The sequence below is a fragment of the Nocardia sp. NPDC023852 genome, assembly GCF_040639505.1.
Lineage (GTDB): Bacteria > Actinomycetota > Actinomycetes > Mycobacteriales > Mycobacteriaceae > Nocardia.
The window spans coordinates 133,196-153,395 of record NZ_JBFAAB010000012.1 but is presented as its reverse complement, the minus strand read 5'-3'; the positions used below and the strand labels follow the sequence as shown (position 1 = coordinate 153,395).

The 20,200-nt window shown below is 66.8% G+C and carries 16 protein-coding genes, 1 tRNA gene and 1 pseudogene; 8 read left to right on the top strand and 10 right to left on the bottom strand.

Annotation, left to right across the window (positions count from 1 at the left end; all coding sequences use genetic code 11):
* Positions 1–89 precede the first annotated feature (89 nt).
* Positions 90–863, bottom strand: a complete 774-nt coding sequence (locus AB0H00_RS18290; RefSeq protein ID WP_357267530.1) for an MBL fold metallo-hydrolase — start codon at positions 861–863, stop codon at positions 90–92.
* A 71-nt stretch (positions 864–934) separates the two neighbouring features.
* Here AB0H00_RS18290 and AB0H00_RS18285 point away from each other — a divergent pair, with 71 nt between their 5' ends.
* The 4 genes from AB0H00_RS18285 (at position 935) to AB0H00_RS18270 (ending at position 3,723) form a co-directional block, all read left to right on the top strand.
* Entirely contained in the window at positions 935–1,891 is a 957-nt protein-coding gene (locus tag AB0H00_RS18285; protein ID WP_357267529.1) for a helix-turn-helix domain-containing protein, read from the top strand.
* A gap of 2 nt (positions 1,892–1,893) precedes the next feature.
* On the top strand, positions 1,894–2,409 hold the full coding sequence (locus tag AB0H00_RS18280) for a gamma carbonic anhydrase family protein (protein WP_357267527.1): 516 nt from the start codon (positions 1,894–1,896) through the stop codon (positions 2,407–2,409).
* 163 nt (positions 2,410–2,572) lie between these two features.
* Entirely contained in the window at positions 2,573–2,758 is a 186-nt protein-coding gene (locus tag AB0H00_RS18275) for a hypothetical protein (RefSeq protein ID WP_357267525.1), read from the top strand.
* Between the two features lie 257 nt (positions 2,759–3,015).
* On the top strand, positions 3,016–3,723 hold the full coding sequence (locus AB0H00_RS18270) for a TetR/AcrR family transcriptional regulator (RefSeq protein WP_357267523.1): 708 nt from the start codon (positions 3,016–3,018) through the stop codon (positions 3,721–3,723).
* Positions 3,724–5,001: 1,278 nt separating this feature from the next.
* On the opposite strand, the pseudogene AB0H00_RS18265 reads toward AB0H00_RS18270, so the two are convergent.
* The 8 genes and pseudogenes from AB0H00_RS18265 to aceE form a co-directional block, all read right to left on the bottom strand.
* Positions 5,002–5,562, bottom strand: a pseudogene (locus AB0H00_RS18265) (methyltransferase domain-containing protein); the annotation flags it as partial.
* Positions 5,563–5,804: 242 nt separating this feature from the next.
* Positions 5,805–7,178 carry a C4-dicarboxylate transporter DctA gene (dctA, locus tag AB0H00_RS18260; RefSeq protein ID WP_357267603.1) on the bottom strand — a complete coding sequence of 458 codons (1,374 nt, stop codon included), beginning with the start codon at positions 7,176–7,178 and terminating at the stop codon, positions 5,805–5,807.
* A gap of 213 nt (positions 7,179–7,391) precedes the next feature.
* Entirely contained in the window at positions 7,392–8,822 is a 1,431-nt protein-coding gene (locus AB0H00_RS18255; protein WP_357267521.1) for a carboxyl transferase domain-containing protein, read from the bottom strand.
* Between the two features lie 118 nt (positions 8,823–8,940).
* Entirely contained in the window at positions 8,941–10,191 is a 1,251-nt protein-coding gene (locus AB0H00_RS18250) for a KasA/KasB family beta-ketoacyl-ACP synthase (protein WP_357267518.1), read from the bottom strand.
* A gap of 10 nt (positions 10,192–10,201) precedes the next feature.
* Positions 10,202–10,504 carry a meromycolate extension acyl carrier protein AcpM gene (gene acpM, locus AB0H00_RS18245; RefSeq protein WP_218475618.1) on the bottom strand — a complete coding sequence of 101 codons (303 nt, stop codon included), beginning with the start codon at positions 10,502–10,504 and terminating at the stop codon, positions 10,202–10,204.
* Between the two features lie 121 nt (positions 10,505–10,625).
* A complete protein-coding gene (locus AB0H00_RS18240; RefSeq protein WP_357267514.1) occupies positions 10,626–11,540 on the bottom strand; it encodes an ACP S-malonyltransferase in 915 nt (304 codons plus the stop codon).
* Positions 11,541–11,668: 128 nt separating this feature from the next.
* Positions 11,669–13,003, bottom strand: a complete 1,335-nt coding sequence (locus AB0H00_RS18235; RefSeq protein ID WP_357267511.1) for a helix-turn-helix domain-containing protein — start codon at positions 13,001–13,003, stop codon at positions 11,669–11,671.
* 11 nt (positions 13,004–13,014) lie between these two features.
* The gene (gene aceE, locus AB0H00_RS18230; RefSeq protein WP_357267508.1) at positions 13,015–15,924 is read right to left on the bottom strand and encodes a pyruvate dehydrogenase (acetyl-transferring), homodimeric type; all 2,910 of its coding nucleotides are present in this window, start codon (positions 15,922–15,924) and stop codon (positions 13,015–13,017) included.
* 212 nt (positions 15,925–16,136) lie between these two features.
* On the opposite strand from aceE, the gene AB0H00_RS18225 reads away from it, so the two are divergent.
* The 4 genes from AB0H00_RS18225 (at position 16,137) to AB0H00_RS18210 (ending at position 17,872) form a co-directional block, all read left to right on the top strand.
* A complete protein-coding gene (locus AB0H00_RS18225; RefSeq protein ID WP_357267505.1) occupies positions 16,137–16,694 on the top strand; it encodes a hypothetical protein in 558 nt (185 codons plus the stop codon).
* Between the two features lie 126 nt (positions 16,695–16,820).
* Entirely contained in the window at positions 16,821–17,243 is a 423-nt protein-coding gene (locus AB0H00_RS18220; RefSeq protein ID WP_357267501.1) for a DUF3052 domain-containing protein, read from the top strand.
* A gap of 75 nt (positions 17,244–17,318) precedes the next feature.
* Positions 17,319–17,783, top strand: a complete 465-nt coding sequence (locus tag AB0H00_RS18215; protein ID WP_357267498.1) for a peroxiredoxin — start codon at positions 17,319–17,321, stop codon at positions 17,781–17,783.
* A gap of 17 nt (positions 17,784–17,800) precedes the next feature.
* Positions 17,801–17,872: transfer RNA gene (locus AB0H00_RS18210), tRNA-Val, on the top strand.
* A gap of 187 nt (positions 17,873–18,059) precedes the next feature.
* Here the strand turns inward: AB0H00_RS18210 and AB0H00_RS18205 are convergent.
* Positions 18,060–19,838 carry a serine/threonine-protein kinase PknD gene (locus tag AB0H00_RS18205; protein WP_357267495.1) on the bottom strand — a complete coding sequence of 593 codons (1,779 nt, stop codon included), beginning with the start codon at positions 19,836–19,838 and terminating at the stop codon, positions 18,060–18,062.
* Between the last annotated feature and the right edge of the window lie 362 nt (positions 19,839–20,200).

Sequence of the window (20,200 nt, the reverse complement as noted above, 5' to 3'; positions counted from 1 at the left end):
TCGCGCACGAAGAGCATCCGACCATCTCCGTCGCGTCACTTTCTCGGCACGTTGCCCACCTGAACGAGCAGACTGTGTACGGCGTGCCACTACCGGCCGAGGATGGCCTCCTTCCCCAAGGGCGGGATGTGCAGCTGGTCAGCGCGGTCCGCGTAACGGAAGACGCGGGCGAGGTGGTCGAGCGTCTCGCTGAAGTGCGCCCAGCCTTCACCGTGTACCGGGATGATCAGGGCGTCGCCGAGCAGTTCGGCGGCCAGCAGGGCGGTGCGGGCGTTCAGGGTGGCGTCGGAGTCTCCGAACCGGCCGACATTGGCGGCGCCCACGTTGAGAACTGCGATGTCGATCCGGCCGATTCGCTCGACGATCCGCGCCACCACATCGACGGAAGCGTTGTCACCCGAGACATATACCGTGGGCTCCCCGTCGGCTTGCAGGACGAAACCGGTGACGATCCCGCTGAACGGCTCGCACCCCTCGGGGCCGTGCAGCGCGGGCACGCCGGTCACGCGGACCCCGTCCACCGTCACGGTCTCCCAGTTCTCCAGTCCGCGCACCCCTTGGATCCGGGTCGCCGCGCCAGGCGTGGACAGCACGATCGGCACCGTGGTGAGAAAGGTGCGACCGGAGTTATCCAGGTTGTCGGCGTGCTCGTCGTGCGAGAGCAACACGATGTCCACCGAGCCGACCTGCCGCGGCAGTACCGCGGGACCGGCGAGTTTGTGCAGCGTGACGGGGCCCGGGTAGTCGCCAGGCTCGTCGAAGGTGGGGTCGGTCAGCCAGGTGCGGCCCGCGTAGCGGAACCGGAGGGTCGGTCCGCCGACGTGCAGAACTTCGAGGGTGGCGCATTCGATCGTGTCACTCATAACGTCGATTTTGTTCTGGCCGTGGCAACGTCAACAGTGGCCCACCAGCCCACTAGCGCTAAAATCGGGCCATGCGTACCGTGGCCGTCGTCGCGTTCGACGGGATCAGCCCGTTCCACCTGTCCGTCCCGACTCTCGTCTTCGGCCGGGTAGGGGTCGGCGGTCCGGCACCGTATCGCGTGGACGTCTGCGCCGAACAACCCGGAAGCCTTTGCACCCCGGCCGGTTTCGATATCGACGTCCGGCACGGACTCGAGACCCTGGTCCACGCCGACACGGTAGTGATCCCGAGCTGGGAGCGTGACATGCCACTGTCGGAGGACCTGCGGACGGCCCTGCACGACGCACACGCGCGCGGCGCCAGGATCGTCGGCCTCTGCCTCGGCTCGTGGGCAGTGGCGGCCAGTGGATTGGCCGACGGGCGCGAAGTAACCACGCACTGGGCCGCGGCCGCCCAACTTGCCCGCGCCTACCCTGCGGTCCGGGTCCGCGCCGACACGCTGTGGTCGGACCTCGGAGACATCGTGACATCCGCGGGCGTTGCCGCGGCCCTCGACTGCTGCCTGCACTTGGTGCGCGGGGACCTCGGTAGCCGCGAGGCCACCGAACTCGCCAGAGCGATGGTCACCGCCCCGCACCGCAGCGGCTCACAGGCGCAGTACATTCCGGTGGCGGTGCCCGACGCCGCCGAGGACGACCCGATCGAACGCGCGATGGTCTGGGCGCGAACACACCTCGGCGACCCGATCGATCTGGATGGCTGGGCACGGGTCGCGCTCATGTCGCGACGGACCTTCACCCGCCGCTTCCGCGACCGCACCGGAAGCAGTCCACAGCAGTGGCTGCTGCTGCAGCGCGCCGACCGCGCGCGGCTGCTGCTCGAATCCACCGGCGACACCGTCGAACGCATCGCCACCGAAACCGGATTCGGGACGGCGGTGAGCCTGCGCCACCACTTCCACCGCATTCTCGGAACCAGCCCGGCCGCCCACCGCGCCAGCTTCCAGGGGTCGCGGATAGGTTCGTGAACATGCGGATTCAGGTCGGCGAGTATGCGCCGGAAATCGAGGAGAGCGCGTGGATCGCGCCGAACGCCACAGTGATCGGCCGCGTCCTGCTCGCGGCCGAGGTGAGCGTCTGGTATGGCGCGGTGCTCCGGGGCGACCTGGAGGCGATCGAGGTCGGCGCCCGCAGCAATATCCAGGACGGCTGCGTCCTGCACGCCGACCCAGGCTTCCCGCTCACCGTCGGTACCGGAGTCTCGGTGGGGCACAACGCGATCCTGCACGGGTGCAGAATCGGCGACGACGTCCTGGTCGGCATGGGCGCCACGATCCTCAACGGCGCCGTCGTCGGGGCGGGCAGTCTGATCGCGGCGAACGCGCTGATCCCGGAGGGCGCGCGGATTCCGCCGGGCTCACTGGTGGCCGGCGTGCCCGGTAAGGTCCGCCGAGAACTGGGCCAGTCGGAGCAAGATCGCATTCGCCTGAATGCGACCGTCTATTTACACAACACAGCCCGTCATCGCACAGCAAATGAGATATGAGACAGGCCACATTTATCGAAGGCGCCGCCGGAAGCGCTGATAACATTCAGCCAGCGTGCCCGGTGACCCGGGGTCTCCTGCCGGAACGGTTGTCGTGCGGCTCGTAGCGCAGTGCTGAACCAACCCGGGTCGCTGGGTGAGGGTGCAGGCAGGAGGTATCACGGTGTCGTACGTGCAGTCGGGCGCGCACCGGCCCAAGAGGCGGATCAGCGTGGCCGACATCGCGGCCCAACCCGGCGGAGTCGAGGCACTCCAGCGCCGGATTCATGAATTACGTTCGACCGGTGTCGATTTCGCCGCGAACGCGATCGAGCAGGAAATGGCCGAGCTGAATCTACCGCGTCAGTAACTCGAACGCCACGGTCGACGCGTGTCACGACGACCGTGACAGATCCGACAGTGGTGTGCTGATCCAGCGCCACCAGGGCAGCCCGCATTCGCACCGGTTGTCAGCTACCGTCCAAGCGCGGACGCTGCGGTCTCGACAATGATCGGCAGGCGAAATGTCTCGCGCGCAGGGCATTGTCGTCGCGCCGGAGTCCAGACCGTCCGATACTCGGTTCCCGTCGGACATGCCCGACCACACCGCGGTATCCCGGTGGAATAATGAACGTCCCCGTCCGCACCGTCGCTGTGCCGCTCCGCGCGGCCCACCCGCCTGGCGTCCGCGCCGAGACCACTGGAGATCCGATGCCTATCGTTCCGCCCATGCTGCAGCGCATCCTGGAGAAACCGGTCGCCGACGGCGAGAAGCTGCTGGAAAGCGCGCTCTCGGCGTTCCTGGACTTCGGCATCAAGCGGACCAGCATGGGCGAGATCGCGCGCCGCGCGGGCATCAGCCCGGCCACCCTGTACCGGCGCTTCGAGTCGAAGAACGACCTCGTCGAGGCGGTTAGTGTGCGGGAAGCGCAGCGCTTCGTCGCCGCTATCGACCGGCAGGTGCACACCGTTTCCGGCACCGACGATCAGCTTGTGGAAATCTTCGTCGCCTTCATCGGCGCCATCGCGGGCAACGAGTTGCTGCGCCGACTGCTACGGACCGAACCCGACCTGATCCTGCCCCGGCTCACCACCGACGCGGGACCGATCCTCGCCGTCGGCCGCGGCTATCTGGCCGAGAAGCTGCGCGAATTACGGGCTGCCGGCGGCACGCACGACTTCGATGCCGACCTGGTCGCCGAGATCATGGCCCGGCTGGCTCTCTCGCTCGCGCTCACCCCCGACGGCCTCATTCCGGTGACCGACCAGGATGCCGCGCGCGAGTTCGCTCGCCGCACCCTGCTGCCGATGGTCGGAGTCGGGGTCAGCGCCTAGCCGCAGACCGAACGCCGCCGCCACGCGCTCGTCCAACTCGATCTGGGCCGCGGCGTCGGGCGCACGGCCTTCGACCAACTCGCTGACCAGATCGACGACGTCCGCGGACCGGGCCGTGGCCGGGTCGGGCAGCGGAAGCCGCGACACGTACTGGGTGATCCAGCGCCGCCTGCCGGAGTACAGACGGTTGCCGCAGACCGCGTCGTAGAACCGTAGTCCGAGCGCCGAATTGGCTACGCCCATCAGCAGATATGCCAGCCTCACCGCCTCGGCGTCAGCGCAGGCCAGGTCGGGCAGCGAGATCCAGTAGCAGTCGCCGTTGACCACCGCGCCCGAGCGGTCCAGCGCGAAACGCGGACGATCGCTGATGTCCGGGAAGACGAGCTTCGGCTCGCGCCACAGGTGCGGGCGCTGCGGAACCCAGATCTCGAACCAGGCCCGCCCACTCGCGGTGACATAGTGGCGAGCGGCGAGCGTCTTCTTGTTGGCCAGCAGATACGCCGCGGCGTCCGGGAAGTCGTCGAGATCCACGGGGGCGCGGCGTGAACGCGTCAGATCGTAGGGATATAGCACGCGGATGTCGCGATGGCGGGTGGCCAGCCACGGGCCGAGATCATGGTGGGTGATCAGGGCGAGCAGGAGCTCGGGCTCGGGGCAGGGGTCGGCTTCGGCCCAGCGGTCGGAGATGAAAACGCGGTCCGCGGTGGTCTTGATGCCGACCCGGATGCGCGCGACATCACCGAAGCTGCGCCAGGTGGCGTTGCCGACCTTCGCCAGCCAGATGTCGACCGCGTCGTGCGACATCCGCCACGCGGCGTCGGGCGCGCGCGCCCCACGGGACGCGGTCTTCCCGCGTGTTTCCTCTCGCCGAGCCCGCGAACCATCCCTGTCCGAGCGCTCGGGAGACGCCGGAAACCCAACCGGCGCGGTATCCGAACGTTCACTCGCCGTGAACCTCTCGTCGGTAAGAGCCTGCTCCGATCCGAAACGCCGCGTCAACCTGTCCGGTGGATGCCGCACGGTCACCAACCTGCCCACCTCGACGGCGAAGGTGCGCCCGTTGTGCTGGACGAGCGAGCGATGATCCGCTGTCAGCGCATCGAAAAGGTCTTTTCCATCGGGTATTTCGCCAGAGCTCACCTGGTAGGCGGAAACGTACCGGCAGCTGTCACGGCAGCTGTCGCGACGCGCGATGGTGATCGCGGGTAGCACAGCCGCCGCGAAGAGTTTCGTATCGCCCAGGTCGTACAGTTCGACCGGTGCCAGCTCGCTCACCAGCAGCCGCCGAATGTTCGCACCCGCCTTAGTGGTCAGGAATCTATTGGCGCACAACAGGCCGAGCATGCCTCCGGTAGGCAGCAGCCGTGGCAGTGTCGCGACGAACGGATGCGTCAGATCGATCCGTCCGCGCAACCCGAAACGCTTGCTCAGCAGCTGTGCCGTCGATCCGCCCAACTGCTGGGTCCGCACGTACGGGGGGTTGGTGATCACCGCGTCGAACGAGCCGTCCGCGAGGTCCGCCTCGACCGCGAGGAAGTCGGCCACCTGCCAGTCCACGACAATCCCTGCTGCACCAGCCCGTTCACGTGCCACCGTCAGTGCGTCGCCGTCGAGGTCGTAGCCGGTCAGGACAAGCCGGGCGCCGGGAAGCCGTGCCGCGACCTCCGCGTACACCGCGAACAGCAGCTCGCCGTCACCGCAAGCCGGATCGAGGACGCGCAGGACCCCGGATCCCGACGGCACGGCATGCCGCAGCAGCCTGCCCGCAAGGAACCGCGCCAGCGCGGGCGGCGTGTAATGCCTGCCGTGCCGCTTTCGGTCCCGCGTCTCGGAAGCCATACCCGGATTCTGCCCCGTCCAGGCGCTGCGATCGCGACAACGCGAACAACCCGGTCCTGACCGGCAGCGGCTCGTCGCACTGGTCCGGATCGAGACCTTCGACGCAGGCGTCTGGTCTTCTGCCGCGGCGCCCGTTGATCTAGCGTCCTGTTTTCGCTCACGCCGCTACCCAGAGGCGTCGGGCAGGCCTGGGCTAGACTCCGGCGCCACCTCTCCGGCGCCCTCCCCGCGCTTGGGAAACCTCATGATCCCGCAGGCTCATCTCGGGTGTACGCCACCATCGGATCCTCCTCCGGCTGCGGTGCCACAATCTCGCCGTCGAGGACTGCGCGCATCCGCGCGATGTCCAGCTGACCTTCCCATGCCGCGACCACAACGGTCGCGACACAGTTGCCGAGCAGATTCACCGTGACCCGCATCGAGTCCATGATGCGGTCGGCGCCGAGCAGCAGCGCCACCGCCGCCACCGGGATGGCGCCGTGCCCGATGGCGCTGATCGTGGCCGACAGCGCCAGGAACGACGAACCGGGCACACCCGCCATCCCCTTCGAGGTCAGCATCAACACCCCCACCGCGGTGATCTGCTCCCCCAGGCTCAGGTCGACACCGAGCGCCTGCGCCAGAAACAGCACGCAGATAGACAGATACAGCGTCGCACCGTCGAGGTTGAACGAGTACCCGGTCGGTATCACCAGGCCGGTCGTCGCCCGGGAGCACCCCGCTCCGGTCAGCTTCATCATGATCCGTGGCAGAACCACTTCGGTGGAGGCGGTGCCGAGCGCCAGAAACAACTCGTCCTTGATGTACCGCACGAACTTCCACAGGTTTACTCCGGCGAACACCCGCGCCACCACCGCGAGGACTAGCAGGAACAGCAGCGCAGCGCCGTAACAGCAGGCGATGAGCTTGCCGTAGCTGCCGAGCGAGGACAGACCGTACTGGCCGACGATGTAAGCCATCGCGCCGAACGCGCCCAGCGGCGCCAACCGCATGATCCATCCGATGATGGTGAAGAAGATCCGCCCGATGTGGTCGACCGCCTCCAGAATCACCGGCGGGCCGTGCTCACCGAACTTGGCGAGGGCCAGCCCGAACAGCACCGCGAAGAACAGCACCTGCAGCAGCATGTTTTCCGCGAACGCGGAAACCACCGACGCCGGAATAATGTTCAGCAGGAACTCGACGGTATGCGGCAGCTCGCCGCTGCCGGTCTTCTGCGCGATCTTGTCCGCGCCGGTGGCCAGAGTCTGCGGGTCGATGTCGAACCCGGCACCCGGCTTGACCAGGTTGCCGACCAGCAGCCCGAACAGCAGCGCGAAGGTGGTGATGACCTCGAAGTAGATCAGCGCCTTCACGCCGATCCGCCCCACCGATTTCATGTCGCCGACATGCGCGATGCCGAGCACCACCGTGCAGAAGATGATCGGCGCGATCACCATCTTGATCAGCTTGACGAATCCGTCGGCCAGCGGTTTGAGATCAGCGCCGAAATCCGGCCAGAGCGCCCCGAGCACGATGCCCGCCACGATGGCGACCAGTAACTGCACGAACAGCGACCGGTACCACGGCGCCCGCGACGCCACCTCGTCGCCCACTTCCCCCGAGGATTCAATCATCACAGCCACGCGACGAACCCTACGAATCCCCTGTATCGCCCCGGTTACCCCCGTGTTGCGCCTCCGCTACCCCATCGATATATCCCGACTTCACGCAACCGCTTACGTCTGCACGCATGCAACATCTGCGAGGAACTGAGCCGCCGTGCGAAGTCCGGTAGAAAACGCACAGTGGGCCCCGGATGTCTCCGGGGCCCACTGGGTGCCGGTGGGTCAGAGCGGGATGTTCTTGTGGTTGCTCGCACGGGACGGCGCTGCCGCCAGGGCAGCGGCGATGACGCTGCGCGTCTTGGCCGGGTCGATGACCTGGTCCACGACGCCGATCGCGACGGCACGCTCGACGCCACCCGCGATGCGCTCGTGCTCGGCGGTCAGCCGCTCGTGCAGCGCTTCGCGCTCTTCCTCCGGCGCGGCCGCTAGGGCCTTCTTGTGCAGAATGCCGACCGCGGCCTTGGCGCCCATCACGGCCACCTCGGAGCCCGGCCACGCGTAGACCGCGGTCGCGCCCAGCGAGCGGGCGTTCATCGCGATGTAGGCGCCACCATAGATCTTGCGGGTGACCAGCGTGACCCGCGGAACGCGCGCCTCAGCGAACGCGTGCAGCAGCTTCGCACCGCGACGCACGACGCCTTCCCACTCCTGGCCGACGCCAGGGAGGTAGCCCGGTACGTCGGTGACGACGACCAGCGGAATGCCGAAGGCGTCACACAGCCGCACGAAACGCGCGGCCTTCTCGGCGCTTTCGGAGTTCAGGCAACCACCGAGCCGGATCGGATTGTTGGCCAGCACGCCGACGGTGCGACCGCCGAGGCGGCCGATGCCGGTGACGATGCTGCGCGCGTAGCGGCCCTGCAGCTCCTCGAACGTCGACTCACCGTCGACGTTGTCGAGCAGTTCGTGGATGATCGGCTTCACGTCGTAGGCGCGCTTTGCCGACTCCGGCAGCATCGCCTTCAGGTCGACGTCGCCGTGCTCGGCCGCGGCCAGGTCGAACTCGCCCTGCTCGGCGAACATGGACACCAAGCGGCGCGCCCGGTGCATCGCGTCGGCCTCGTCGTCGGCGACGATGTGGGTGACGCCGGACTTCTTGCCGTGCGTCTCCGGGCCGCCGAGGGTGGCCATGTCGACCTGCTCGCCGGTCACACTGCGCACCACGTCCGGACCGGTCACGAAGATGCGGCCTTCCGGCGCCATGATCACGATGTCGGTCAGCGCGGGACCGTAGGCGGCGCCACCCGCGGCGAATCCGAGCACCACGGAGATCTGCGGAACCAGGCCGGACGCGCGGACCATGGCCTCGAAGACCAGGCCGACCGCGTGCAGGGCCTCGACACCCTCGGCGAGACGAGCGCCGCCGGAGTGCCACAGCCCGACCACCGGGACACCGGAGTCGATGGCGGTGTCGATGGCGTCGACGATGTGCTTGCAACCCGCCACGCCCATCGCGCCGCCCATGACGGTGGCGTCGGAGCAGTAGGCCACGGTTCGGACACCGTCCACCTCTCCGATGGCAGCGAGCACGCCGGACTTGTCACGCGGGTGCAGCGGAAGAAGGGTGCCGGGATCGAAGAAGCGCTGGAGCCGACCTAACGGATCGCGCGGATCGGTCGCAGTCTCTTGTTGAAACGGAGCGATGATGGTCATCGCGTGTTCTCCTCACCTCGATGAGTTCGCCGCTGCTTGCGGCTGCGTAAGTCGAACCACGGCGGGGTCGTGCCAATTGGCCGACCCCGCCGTGACCCTTGTGCAGTCGATCGCGCGGCTATGCCCGACCGAAGGCGAGCGCCACATTGTGCCCACCGAATCCGAACGAGTTGTTGATCGCGTACTCGATCTCCTGGCGCCGGGCCTCGCCCTTCACCACATCGAGGTCGATCTCGGGATCCTGGCTTTCCAGGTTCAGCGTCGGCGGGACAATGCCGTCCCGGATGCTGAGCACGGTCAGTACCGACTCGAGAGCGCCGACGGCGCCGATCGAGTGGCCCAGGGCCGACTTGGGCGCGTAGACCGAGGCGTGGCTGCCGACGGCCTTACTGATCGCGTTCGCCTCGGCGCTGTCGCCGATCGGCGTCGCGGTCGCGTGGGCGTTGATGTGGGTGATGTCCTTCTTCGTCAGTCCAGCGGTCTGCATCGCCCTGGTCATCGCCCGCGCCGCGCCGTCGCCCGTGGGGTCGGGCGCGACCAGGTGGAAGCCATCGGAGGTGATGCCCGCACCGAGCACGCGCGCGTGAATCGTGGCACCGCGTGCCTTGGCGTGCTCCTCGGTCTCGATGACCATGAGGGCACCGGCCTCACCGAAGACGAAGCCGTCGCGATCCTTGTCGAACGGGCGCGAGGCACCCTTCGGGTCGTCGTTGCGGGTGCTCATGGCGCGCATCATGGTGAACGCCGCGATCGGCACCGCGTCGATGAAGCCTTCGACGCCACCTGTGACGACGATGTCCGCGTCACCCATAACGATCATCCGCCACGCATTGGCGATCGCTTCGGAGCCGGACGAGCATGCCGAGACCGGAGTGACCACTCCTGCCCTGGCCTTCAGTTCGAGACCGACAACGGCCGACGGGCCGTTCGGCATGACCATCTGGACAGCCAACGGCGAAATCTTGCGATAACCACCGTTCTTCAGCTTGTCGACCGAGTCGATGAGAGCGTCGCCGCCACCCAACCCGGTGCCGATGGCAACACCCAGCCGCTCCGGATCGACTTCCGGGCTGCCCGCGTTCCGCCACACCTCGCGACCGAGCACGGTCGCGAGCTGCTCGACGTACGCCATGCGCCGGCACTCGACACGAGTCAGCAGGGTGTCCGGCCGGACCTTCAGGTGGCCGCCGATGCGGACCGGAAGGTCGTATTCCTCGATGAAGGAATCCTCGAGAACGTCGATGCCGCTCTCGCCGTTGAGGAGTCCCTTCCACGTCGCATCGACGTCACCCGCGATCGACGTGGTCGCCGCCAGGCTAGTTACGACGACGTTGGGGAAGTTCCCGTTCAAGGTGGAAGGAGTGGTCACAGTTTCGGCCCTACTCGGCGTTGTCGAACTTGGCCTTGAGCTCAGCGGCCGCCTCGGAGTTCTCGGCCTCGAGCTTCTGGATGTAGGCGACGGCGTCGCCGACCGTCTTCAGGCTGGCCAGATCCTCGTCGGGGATCTTTACGCCGTACTTGTCCTCGGTCTGAACCGCAATCTCGACCATGGACAGCGAGTCGATGTCCAGGTCATCGACGAAGGACTTCTCGATCGTCACCTCGGACGGCTCGATACCCGTCACCTCCTCGATGATCTTGCCGAGCTCCTCGACGATTTGTTCCTGGGTCAGAGCGGCCACTTCGTGGCTCCCTTCTTGTTTACTTTGCAGGGCTTTACTTGGTTTTTCGGATCGAGTCGGGCGATAGTTACCGCTCGCTCGGTCACGACCTTGCATATGGATGCACGGTCGCCGAGGAAAGCTAGCCGGATGTGGTCAGCTCAGCCAACGCGGGGAGGTCTTCCGGGGTCTTCAAAGCAAGCGTCGGCGTGCCCTTCAGCTCCCTTTTCGCGATGCCGACGAGGGCGCCCGCCGGCGGCAATTCCGCCACCGCCGATACCCCGGCCTGCCGGACGGTCTCCATACACAGATCCCATCGGACGGGCCGGGTGACCTGCGCGGCAAGCTTGTCGATCGCATCCTGTCCGGACGCGACCTGCTTGCCGTCGAAGTTCGAGAGCAGGGTCCTGGTCGGCTCGTTCGGCGAGATCGTTGCTATGGCTTCGGTCACAGCATCCTGTGCCGGAGCCATAAACGTGGTGTGGAACGCTCCCGCGACAGGCAATGCGCGAACCCTGGCCTTCTCCGGTGGGTTCGCGGCGAGCTCCGCGAGGGCCTCCAGCCGACCGGCGGCCACGATCTGGCCCACCGCGTTGCGGTTGGCCGGGACGAGGTCGAGGTCGAGGAGCCGTTCGAGCACGGCGGCCTCATCGCCGCCGAGCACCGCGGACATGCCGGTCGGCTCCAGCGCGCACGCCTTGGCCATCTCCGCTCCGCGGATAGCGGCCAACTTGACCGCGTCGTCGGCAGAGATGACGCCGGCGACGGCGGCGACGGCGAGCTCACCGACCGAGTGTCCGGCGATGATGGTAGCCGCCGGCAGTGAATCCTGCGCAATTTCGGCGAACGCGAGAAGTGCGGCGGCGACAACCAGCGGCTGGGTGACGGCGGTGTCGGTGATCTCCTCCGCCGTCGCGGTGGTGCCGAGACGAACCAGGTCGAGGCCGGAAGCCTTGGACCACAGGGTCAGGCGATCATTCGCGCCTGGAAGGTCGAGCCATGGCGCGAGCATGCCGGGTGTCTGGGAGCCCTGTCCTGGGGCGAACAACGCGATCACGTCTCTAAGAAAACACTGCGAGGCGGTCCGTACGAGATGTCGACGCCACTGAAGGATTCGGGCAGGTTTTGTGGGAGTCCCACAAATGTCCACGTGGCTTGGTCCGATCGAGCGATGAGGCAGACGCGTTACAAGCTCTCGGAGCCCAGTGCGGCATGAGTGACCTCTGGGGCCGATGTTGACGATTCGTTACGGGTTCGTGTCAAACGACCTACTGTTGCGGCGATTTGTAGCACATACGCATCCCGCGCATTCATCGGATCACGGCCCGTGATCTCGGCGATGCGCTTGAGGCGATACCGAACCGTATTTGGATGGACGTACAGCTGACGCGCACACGTCTCGACCGCTCCACCGCAATCCAGATAGGCATCGAGGGTGTCCGCCAGCGACGACCCCGCCGCGGCCAACGGTAGGACAAGGTACTCGTTCAACGCGTCGATCGCAGCTCGATCGCCCAACAAAGCGCGTTCAGGCAATAACTCCGTCGCGTGCACCGGCCGAGGCGCCCCGCGCCAGCCCACGACGGCCTCCATTCCGGCCAGCGCTTCCAGCGCGCTGGCGTGCGCGGCGCCCAACGTGCGGGTGGTCGGGCCGATCACCACGGGACCGTCGGAGAACACCTCGGCGAGCAGGTCGGCCAGGAACGGAGAGACATAGGAGGAATCGCCCAGATGCCCGGAGACGACCATCACCAACCTGGTGCCCTGGACCACGGCCAACGCGGCGCGGCCGTGCCGTGCCGCGATGGAGTGCACCGCCCCCACCGAGGAGACGCCCTGCTCGCCGGGCGGGGTGCCCACCAGCACCGTCGCCGGCGCGGTGGCGTCCCAATTCAGCGTCGCGGCCCGGGACAGCATGTCCGGGCCGGTGTCCCCGCGCACCACGGCATCGACGACGAGTGCCTCCAGCCGGGTGTCCCACGCCCCGCGCGACTCCGCGGCGCTGGCATATACCGAGGCGGCGGCGAACCCGAGCTCACGTCCGTAGCGCAGCACCGCCTCGGTGAGTGCGACCAACTGCCGGTCGTTGCGTGCGAGGGCGGGCAGCCACTGCTCGAAGAACTCCATCGCGACGCGAACCATGTCCACGGTTTGGCGCAGGGTGAGCCGCCGCGCCAAGTCCTGCGGGATCACCTGGAAGGCGTCGAGGCTGAACCGGATGTCGCTGTCCGGGTCCTGTAGCCATTCCAGGAAGTTCACCACCGCGGTCTGCACCAGCATCTGCACACCGGCACGCTGCGCGGCATCCAGATCGGTGAAGAACGGCAACCGATCCTGCATCGACCCCACCGCCTCGGTGGAGAGACGGCCGGAGAACTGCTTGACGCGTTTGAGCAGCGTGTCCGGTAGAGGGTCGCGAGTCTGCCGGTTCGGGGAGAGCGCACCGGTCGGCAGATACACCTCGTGCTCGGAGGAGCCTTCGGAGATCCGCCGCGGCCGCGGCGGTTTACGGTCCACCATCCAATGTTCCGCTACGCGAGTTCTTCTTCGGCGCTTGCCGCGGGCTTCGGCGCGGCGTCCACATCATCGATCCGGTACTTCGCCGCGGCCTCGACGGCCTTGGCGGGATCGATCTTGCCCGTCCGGCCGAGACCCGCCAGCGCGGCGACCGCGATGGATTGTGCGTCGACATTGAACACCCGTCGCGCGGCGGGGCGAGTGTCGGAGAAACCGAAACCGTCCGTGCCGAGCGTGGTGAAGTCGCCGGGCACCCACTTGCGGACCTGATCGGGCACCGCGCGCATCCAGTCGGTCGCTGCGACGTACGGGCCCTCGACCCGCGACAGCGCCTCGGTGACGTATGGGACGCCCGGATCGGTACCCGGGTTACGCAACGAGGCGATCTCCTTGTCCAGCGCCTCCTTGCGCAGTTCGCCCCACGAGGTCACCGACCAGACGTCCGCCTGCACACCCCACTCCTCGGCGAGCAGCGCCTGCGCGCGCAGGCCGTCCGGCACGGTGACACCGGAGACCAGGATCTGGGCGCGCACCGCGCCCTCTCCCCCGCGCTTGTACAGGTAGATGCCTTTGAGCAGACCAGGGATGTCCAGGCCTTCCGGCTCGGCGGGCTGCTGGTACGGCTCGTTGTAAAGGGTGATGTAGTAGAAGATGTCCTCGCCGCCGAACTCACCCGCGCTGCCGTGCGGATGGGTGCCGGGCAGGGCCACCGCACCCTGCGGGGGCGTACCGCCGCCGTACATCCGGCGTAGGCCGTCACGCACGATGTGCGCGATCTCGAACGCGAACGCGGGGTCGTAGGTCACCACGGCCGGGTTGGTCGAGGCGAGCAGCAGCGAGTGTCCGTCATTGTGCTGCAGGCCTTCACCGGTCAGCGTGGTTCGCCCGGCGGTTGCTCCGAGCACGAACCCACGGGCAAGCTGGTCCGCGGCCGCCCACAGTCCGTCGCCGGTGCGCTGGAAGCCGAACATCGAGTAGAAGATGTACAGCGGAATCATCGGCTCGCCGTGGGTGGCATACGAAGTGCCCGCCGCGGTGAACGACGCGGTCGATCCCGCTTCGTTGATGCCCTCGTGCAGGATCTGACCGACGGTGCTCTCTTTGTAGGCAAGCATCAATTCCGCGTCGACGGACGTGTACAACTGCCCGTTACGGTTGTAGATCTTCAACGAAGGGAACCACGAGTCCATACCGAAGGTTCGTGCCTCGTCGGGGATGATCGGGACGATCCGCTTGCCGATCTCCTTGTCCCGCAGCAGTTCCTTCATCAGCCGCACCAGCGCCATCGTCGTGGCCACATTCTGCTTGCCCGAGCCCTTGCGCACCGAGCGGTACGCCTCGTCGCCGGGAAGTTGCAGCGGCTTTGCCGCGGTCCGCCGCTCGGGCAGGAAACCGCCCAGCGCTGTACGCCGGTCGAGCATGTACTGGACCTCACGCGCCGCCATGCCCGGGTGGTAATACGGGGGAAGGTACGGATCTTTCTCCAGCTCGGCATCGCTGATCGGAATCCGCTGCAGGTCACGGAAGTCCTTGAGGTCCTGCAGAGTGAGCTTCTTCATCTGGTGCGTGGCGTTTCGGCCCTCGAAGTGCTTGCCGAGGGTGTAGCCCTTGATGGTCTTGGCGAGGATCACCGTCGGCTGGCCCTTGTGCGCCATGGCGGCCGCGTAGGCGGCGTACACCTTGCGGTAGTCGTGGCCGCCGCGCTTGAGGTTCCAGATCTCCTGGTCCGTCAGATCGTGCACCAATGCCTTGGTGCGTGGGTCGCGGCCGAAGAAGTGGTCGCGGACATAGGCGCCGTCGTTGGCCTTGTAGGTCTGGTAATCGCCGTCGGGGGTGCTGTTCATCAGGTTCACCAGCGCGCCGTCGCGGTCCGCGCCGAGCAGCGCGTCCCACTCGCGACCCCAGATCACCTTGATGACGTTCCAGCCCGCGCCGCGGAAGAACGACTCCAGCTCCTGGATGATCTTGCCGTTGCCGCGCACCGGGCCGTCGAGGCGCTGCAGATTGCAGTTGACCACGAAGGTGAGGTTGTCAAGGCCCTCCATGGCCGCCACGTGCGCGAGACCGCGCGACTCCGGCTCGTCCATCTCGCCGTCGCCGAGGAACGCCCACACGTGCTGGTCGGAGGTGTCCTTGATGCCGCGATCGTGCAGGTAGTGGTTGAACCGCGCCTGGTAGATGGCGTTCATCGGGCCGAGGCCCATCGACACCGTCGGGAACTCCCAGAAGTTGCTCAGCAGCCGCGGATGCGGGTAGGACGGGAGCCCGTGGCCGGGGCCACCGTGGCTGTACTCCTGCCGGAACCCGTCGAGCTGATCCGCCGAAAGCCTGCCCTCCAGGAACGCGCGGGCGTAGATGCCCGGGGAGGCGTGCCCCTGGATGAAGATCGAATCGCCGCCGCCTGCGTGATCCTTGCCGCGGAAGAAGTGATTGAAGCCGACCTCGTAGAGCGCCGCCGAGGACGCGTAGGTCGAGATGTGCCCGCCGACACCGATGCCGGGGCGCTGGGCGCGATGCACCATGATCGCGGCGTTCCACCGGATCCAGGCGCGGAAGCGACGCTCCACCTCTTCGTCGCCGGGGAACCACGGCTCGTTCTCGGTGGGGATGGTGTTGACGTAGTCGGTAGAGGTCAAGGACGGGATGGCGACACGACGTTCACCGGCCCGCTCCAACAGTCGGAGCATGAGGTAACGCGCACGACCAGGGCCTTCTCGATCGAGCATCTGGTCGAACGACTCGAGCCATTCGCTGGTTTCCTCCGGGTCGATGTCCGGTAGGTAGGACGCCACCCCTTCGCGGATCACCCGCACCCGTCCGCCAGGCTGCGGAAGGTGCGATCCGTCGGGATCGCCACTCGCGGCGGTGGCGGAGTTGGTGCCAGCGGATTTCGCTGGAGCGGAAGAGTGGATCAGGTCGGTCAAATCTGCTCCTCGTACAGGGGTGGACAGGCTGATGGCGTCGGTATCCCAGGGCGGGCACGCGTGGTTGGCGGACCGCCCGTTCAGGTAAAGGTTCGGGCGCACCACCCATCCTTCCCGATGGCGCGTCCCAGGTCATCATGTCAGCCGGAAATCCAGTACCGTTCGACAGGCAAGGTGTCGAGCCGTGGGAGCCGGGAGGAGCGGGGAGGACGATGAAGCTGCTGGACCCACGTGGGTTCGGAATGGTGTGCGCGACCGGGGCGATCGCGATCGGGTTGGTCGTCGCGGGCTGCGCGAATCGGGTGGAGGGTGAGCCGAGTCCGAACGCCAGTGACCTGGCAGCGTACAAAACCGAGGCGGCGTCCTCGTCGGCGGCGGCGACGTCTTCGCGGCGGGCGGCAGCAGAGGCCAAGGCGATCTCCGACAACTGCGGCCCGTTCCCCACCACTACCGGCGCCGGCGTGTCGAAGTACAACGAATTCGTCGACGCACATGATGCGAACGCGCCGGACTACGGTGCCAAGCGTGATGCGGCCGCGTCCACCCTCGAGGACGCCGCGAACACGGTGGAGCGCGGTGTGAGCGCCGTCACGGACACGCTGCCGCCCGATCTGGCCGCCAAATTCACCGAGTATGTGAACGCGGCACGCGCGCTGGCCGACGAGACGCGCAAGATGACCTACACCGCCCCGGTCAGCGCGCTCAACGACGCGAGCAGGCGGGTCAACGACGCGCGCAACGTCGTCCGCGACTCCTGCCCCAAACGCTGAAACAGCCGTTGACACATCCCCACAGGGCGACATTCGGTGCCTATTTCGACGGATCAGCTTGCGCTGGAGCCCATAACCATGTTCGCTTGCAGCTAACTACTGTCGGGAGTTGAGGAGGACACCACCGTGGTCGCCGCGGCGGACGCGCAGAACTACGCTCAGAAGCTTGGCATCACACACGGCTTGGTTGTCCAGGAATTGGGTTGGGACGAGGACGTCGACGACGACCTGAGGGCCGACGTCGAGGACTCGATCGGCGGCGAAATCGTCGACGAGGATTCCGACGAGGTCGTCGACGTTGTGCTGCTGTGGTGGCGCGACGGGGACGGTGATCTGGTGGACGCGTTGATGGACGCGATCAGCCCGCTCGCCGACGACGGTTTCGTCTGGGTACTGACACCAAAGACTGGGCAGCCCGGCCATGTAGAGCCGAGCGAAATAGCAGAATCCGCACCTACCGCCGGTCTTACCCAGACCTCGGCGATCAACCTCGGCACCTGGACGGGTAGTCGTCTGGTGCAGCCCAAGGCGCCCTCGAAGCAGCGCTGACCCACTTCGCTATGGTTTTCACCGGGCGGCCGTGTACGCCGCCCGGTGAAAACCCGACACGATGGAGGACTCACGATGCCACTCGAGGTCGGCACTGTCGCCCCGGATTTCACACTGCGGGACCAGAACAACCAGAACGTCACCCTGTCGGACTTCCGCGGCAAGAAGAACGTTCTCATCGTGTTCTACCCGCTCGCGTTCACCGGGATCTGCCAGGGTGAATTGTGCAAGGTGCGCGACGAGCTGCCGAAGTTCCAGAACGAAGACGCGGAAATCATCGCGATCTCGGTCGGTCCGCCGCCCACGCACAAGATCTGGGCCGCCGAACAGGGCTACACCTTCCCACTGCTGTCGGACTTCTGGCCGCACGGCGCGGTGGCTCATGCCTACGGCGTCTTCAACGAGAAATCCGGCTATCCCAACCGCGGCACCTTCGTCGTCGACCGCGAGGGACGCATCCGTTTCGCCGAAATGAACGGCCCCGGCGAGCCCCGTGACCAGGCGGCTTGGGAGAAAGCGCTCGCCGCGCTAGATTCATAGACCGTCGGCAACGATCCGGGCGTATAGCTCAGCGGTAGAGCACTGGTTTTACACACCAGCGGTCGGGGGTTCGATCCCCTCTGCGCCCACAGATGAAAATACCGGCTAGACAAGGGTTTTCTCCGCCCGGCCTGCTGCTTCATGCGCATTCCGTGGAGCAGATGTGGAGCACGTGACCATTCCAGCCAAGCCGCCTGCACCACCAGGGCGCCATCGCCCGCTGCCACGCCAGAGTCCGACCACTCACACATCCGCTCGCAGTACGCGGAACAGGGTTCAGCCGACCCGGAGTTTCACCACCGGATTGGGGCCCAGGTCGGTGACGTATACGTTGCCCGCCGTGTCGACCGCCACACCCTGAGGATTCTTCAGGCCGGTGAACGGCAGCGGCGTCGGCGTCGACGCGCCCGCCGCCAACCTCACCACCCATTTGTTGCCCCAGTCGACGAGGTACACGTCTCCCGCCGTGTCGACCGCCACACCTTGGGGATCTTTGAGGCCCGCGAACGGCAACGTGGTCGGCGCCGACGCGCCCGCCGCCAACCTCACCACCCGCTCGGTACCCAATTCGGTGACGTATACGTTGCCTGCCGTGTCCACCGCAAGACCCTGAGGATCTTGGAGCCCGGTGAGCGGCAGCGTCGTCGGCGCCGACGCGCCCGCCGCCAACCTCACCACCCGATCATTACCCCAGTCGGCGACGTACACGTCTCCCGCCGTGTCGACCGCCACACCATGGGGATTCTTCAGGCCGGTGAACGGCAGCGGGGTCGGCGTCGACGCGCCCGCCGCCAACCTCATCACTCGATCGTTACTTGTGTCGGTGACGTATACGTTGCCCGCAGTGTCCACCGCGACACCCTGCGGATTATTCAGGCCGGTGAACGGCAGCGGGGTCGGCGCCGAAGCGCCCACCGCCAACCTCACCACCCGATCGTTACCCATGTCGGTGACGTATACGTTGCCCGCAGTGTCCACCGCCACATCGGTGGGCAGGCTGACGCCGGTGAACGACAGCGGAGTCTGGGACGGATGGGCCGGGGCGATAGGCGTGGGCGAGTCGCCGCCTGATTCTCGCTGGACACCGATGACGACAGCTACGGCGGCCACCACCGTAGCCGCGACCGCGGCGGCGAGCAGCCAGGCGGTCTTGGGCGCCAATCTGATTCGCCGCCCATGGCGCGCAGGCACGCCCCGGGTGGTGCCGGCCGCGGAATCGCCCACCGCGGCAGAGGCCGCCGCGGCCAGCTCGCGCACGGTCTGGTAACGATCGTCGGGGTTTTTGGCCATTCCCTTGGCGATGACCGCATCGAACGCAGTCGGTACATCGGGTGTAGTGGTGCTGGGACGCGGCGGCGGGGTGTGCAGGTGATGGGCGATCACACCCTGCACCCCCGCTCCGCTCGCAAACGGCGGTCGGCCGGTCAGGCACTCATACAGCACGCACGTCAACGCGTACACGTCCACTCGGGCATCGGTTTTGACCTCCGCGCCGATCTCCTCCGGCGCCATGTAGGCGACGGTGCCGATGGTCTCGCCGATCGTGGTCAGCGTACGGTCGTCGGCGGCGTGGGCGATCCCGAAGTCGATCAGGGAGGCGAACTCATCGGCCCCTAGCAGGATGTTGGTGGGTTTGACATCGCGGTGGACCAGCCCGGCGTCGTGGGCCGCCTGCAGCGCTCCGGCCACCTGTGTGATGATCGACACTGCCCGCCGCGGCGACAAGGCCCCTTCTCGGCTGATCACCTTGCGTAGGTCGGTGCCCTCGATCAAGCGCATATTCAGATAGAGCCGACCGTCGATGTCGCCGAAGTCGTGGATGGGGATCACATGCGGCTCGGTCAACTGCGCCACCGCCCGGCACTCGCGGCGGAACCGCTCGCGCAACTGCTCGTCATCGGCGAAGCGCTCAGGCAACACCTTGAGCGCCACCACCCGGTTGGTCAGCGAATCATGCGCCCGCCACACCTGGCCCATGCCGCCCTGACCCAGCAGCGACAGAAGCCGATAGCGTCCGAATGCCTCTGCTGACACAGTGGCGTCCCCGCCACTCATTGATGTGTCATCCATTGTGCCGTCCCATGACCATTCGACTGGCAAAACGGTGTACTTGCTTGCATTCCAACCCCGCCCGAGCGGGTCGCCCACACTAGTTGATATAGCCAGGTCAGACCGTCGAGAGCCGGCGCTATCGTCGGCGCTCGACGTTCCCAGCCATGCTCGTGCCGGCAAGTACGCGGCCCGGGCACTGCCCGCCGGTGCGAGTGCGCGGATCGCGCCCGGAAATCCGCCAACAAACCTGTCGCAACTTCAGCGTACCTCTGAGCCATACGACCAACTTCGTAAAGCCGGTCGTCCAGCACCACTCGGGGGGCCGGGCCATCTTGCATAAAAGGCCCGTCCGACAGCGAACCGAT

Bases quoted from the DNA above. Each gene is read 5' to 3' on its own strand.
- AB0H00_RS18285 (WP_357267529.1), top strand. From the start codon at position 935: ATGCGTACCGTGGCCGTCGTCGCGTTCGACGGGATCAGCCCGTTCCAC.
- AB0H00_RS18225 (WP_357267505.1), top strand. From the start codon at position 16,137: ATGAAGCTGCTGGACCCACGTGGGTTCGGAATGGTGTGCGCGACCGGG.
- AB0H00_RS18270 (WP_357267523.1), top strand. From the start codon at position 3,016: ATGAACGTCCCCGTCCGCACCGTCGCTGTGCCGCTCCGCGCGGCCCAC.
- AB0H00_RS18290 (WP_357267530.1), bottom strand. From the start codon at position 863: ATGAGTGACACGATCGAATGCGCCACCCTCGAAGTTCTGCACGTCGGC.
- AB0H00_RS18235 (WP_357267511.1), bottom strand. From the start codon at position 13,003: ATGGTGGACCGTAAACCGCCGCGGCCGCGGCGGATCTCCGAAGGCTCC.
- AB0H00_RS18205 (WP_357267495.1), bottom strand. From the start codon at position 19,838: ATGAGTGGCGGGGACGCCACTGTGTCAGCAGAGGCATTCGGACGCTAT.
- AB0H00_RS18280 (WP_357267527.1), top strand. From the start codon at position 1,894: ATGCGGATTCAGGTCGGCGAGTATGCGCCGGAAATCGAGGAGAGCGCG.
- AB0H00_RS18255 (WP_357267521.1), bottom strand. From the start codon at position 8,822: ATGACCATCATCGCTCCGTTTCAACAAGAGACTGCGACCGATCCGCGC.
- AB0H00_RS18215 (WP_357267498.1), top strand. From the start codon at position 17,319: ATGCCACTCGAGGTCGGCACTGTCGCCCCGGATTTCACACTGCGGGAC.
- dctA (WP_357267603.1), bottom strand. From the start codon at position 7,178: ATGATTGAATCCTCGGGGGAAGTGGGCGACGAGGTGGCGTCGCGGGCG.